The sequence below is a fragment of the Planomonospora algeriensis genome (genome assembly GCF_977012225.1).
On sequence record NZ_CDRNDK010000686.1, the window covers coordinates 1 to 2,495 of the forward strand.

Below are 2,495 nucleotides of genomic sequence, written 5' to 3' on the forward strand. Positions count from 1 at the left end.
CGCCAACGCCCGCTCGTCCCTGGCCGAGACCACCCACGGCACCACCGGCAGCTCCACCCCGCCCGCCCCCGGCTCGCCGGACTCACCGACTCCGCCCAACTCACCAGACTCGACGGGTTGAGCGACTCCGCCGGGCTCACCGGGCTTGACGGGCTCGACGGACTCGGCGGGCGCCTCCTCGATGATCATGTGCGCGTTCGTGCCGCTGAATCCGAAGGCCGAGACACCGGCCCGGCGCGGGCCGTTCTCCGACTCCCAGGCGCGGGCCTCGGTCAGCAACTCCACCGCACCCGCCGACCAGTCCACGTGCTCGGTCGGCTCGTCGACGTGCAGGGTCCGCGGCATGACGCCGTTGCGCATCGCCATCACCATCTTGATGACGCCGCCCACGCCGGCCGCCGCCTGGGTGTGGCCGATGTTCGACTTCAGCGATCCCAGCCAGAGTGGGCGGTCCTCTGGCCGGTCCTGGCCGTAGGTGGCGATCAGCGCCTGTGCCTCGATCGGGTCGCCTAGCACGGTGCCCGTGCCGTGCCCCTCTACCGCGTCCACCTGCGAGGGCGACAGGCCCGCGTCGGCCAGCGCCTCTCTGATCACCCGGATCTGGGAGGGGCCGTTCGGCGCTGACAGCCCGTTGCTCGCCCCGTCCTGGTTGACCGCACTGCCGCGGATGACCGCGAGCACGTTGTGCCCGTTCGCCATGGCGTCCGAGAGGCGTTCGAGCAGCAGCACGCCCACCCCCTCGCTCCACCCGGTGCCGTTGGCCGCGGTGGCGAACGACTTGCACCTGCCGTCGTTGGACAGGCCTCGCTGCTGGGAGAACTCGATGAACGTGTTCGGGGTCGCCATCACCGTGACGCCTCCGGCGAGCGCCAGCGAGCACTCGCCCCTGCGCAGAGCGTGCACCGCCAGGTGCAGCGCCACCAGCGACGACGAGCACGCCGTGTCGACGGAGACGGCCGGGCCCTCCAGGTCCAGGGCGTAGGCGACCCGGCCCGAGGTGACACTGCCGAGCGCTTCCGCACGGAAGTAGTCGTGATACATGACTCCGGCGTAGACCCCGGTACGACTGCCGCGGACCGATGCCGGGTCGATGCCGGCGCGCTCGAAGGTCTCCCAGCATGTCTCCAGGAACAGCCGCTGCTGCGGGTCGGTCCCCATGGCCTCGCGCGGAGAGATCGAGAAGAAGCCCGCGTCGAACTCGGCGGCGTCGTACAGGAAGCCGCCGCGCCTGGCCGTGGTCGTACCCGGGTTGTCCGGGTCGGGGTGATACAGGTCCTCTCGCCAGCCCCGATCGACGGGGAACTCGGAGATCCCGTCGCCGCCCCCGGCGATCAGCTGCCACAGCTCCTCCGGCGAGGTGACCCCGCCCGGATAACGGCAGCCCATGCCGACGATCGCGATGGGCTCGCGACCGCGGCCCTCGATCTCGCGCAGTTGCCGACGGGTTTGCTGGAGGTCGGCCGTAACCCGCTTCAGGTAGTCCCTGAGCTTGTCTTCGTTTGCCATCTCGCGTAATCCTTCTCAGCAGAAGCGCACAGGTCAGGAGACTTCAAGCTCGTTGTCGATGAAGGCGAACATCTCGTCGTCGGTGGCCGCCTCGAACTGGTCGGCCGTGCCGGAGTCGTTGAGTCCCGTCAAGAGGCCCTTGAGCCGGGCGACCAGCCGGTCGCGTGCGACGCTCTCCTCTGCGAGCCCCGCCATCGTGCTCTCGATCTTGTCGATCTCGGCGAAGAGCCGCAGGATCTGCGCCTCCTCGTCCTCCGTCCCATCGAAGTGGTCCATCAGGTACTCGATCAGTTCGATCGAGGTGGGGTAGTCGAAGACCAGCGTGACCGGCAGCCGGAGTCCGGTGACGGCGCTGAGCCTGTTTCTGAACTCGATCGCGGTGAGGGAGTCGAAGCCGAGGTCCTGGAACTGGCGCTGGGGTTCGATCGCCGAGGCTCCGGTGAAGCCGAGGACCGTGGCCGCCTGACCGCGGACGAGGTCCGACAGCGCCGACCGGCGTTCCGCTGGCTCCATCGCGGCCAGCCGTTCCGCGAGTCCGTTGCCGGCGCCTGCCCGGGGCGGCGCCGTACGGGCCGTGGCTCTGGTCTGGACGAGCCGGGCGGCGACCAGCGCCGGGCGGTCGTGACGCAGGCCGGCGTCGAACAGCGCCAGTCCATCCGCAGCCGACAGTGGCTTCAGGCCCATGCGCTCCATGCGGCGCAGATCGGCCTCGGTCAGTTCCTCCGCCATGCCGCCTGTCTCCCACAGGCCCCAGGCCAGCGAGGTGCCCGCCAGCCCCTGCGAGCTGCGGTACTCGGCCAATGCGTCGAGGAAGGCGTTGGCGGCGGCGTAGTTGCCCTGGCCGGCGCCGCCGAGCACGCCGGAGAGAGAGGAGAAGACGACGAACGCGGAAAGATCGAGATCCCGGGTGAGCTCGTGCAGATGCCAGGCCGCTTCGGCCTTGGGCCGCATCACCCCATCCAGCCGCTCAGGCGTCAACGCCGTGACCA

At 70.0% G+C, this 2,495-nt stretch carries 2 protein-coding genes; both read right to left on the reverse strand.

Going from position 1 to position 2,495, the window contains the following annotated elements; all coding sequences use genetic code 11:
- A partial coding sequence (locus ACWJ6R_RS34500) for a type I polyketide synthase (protein ID WP_449066232.1) occupies positions 1 to 1,506 on the reverse strand: 1,506 nt, incomplete at its 3' end.
- Between the two features lie 33 nt (positions 1,507 to 1,539).
- Positions 1,540 to 2,495: beta-ketoacyl reductase (locus ACWJ6R_RS34505; protein WP_449066233.1), on the reverse strand; the 956-nt coding region annotated here is incomplete at its 5' end.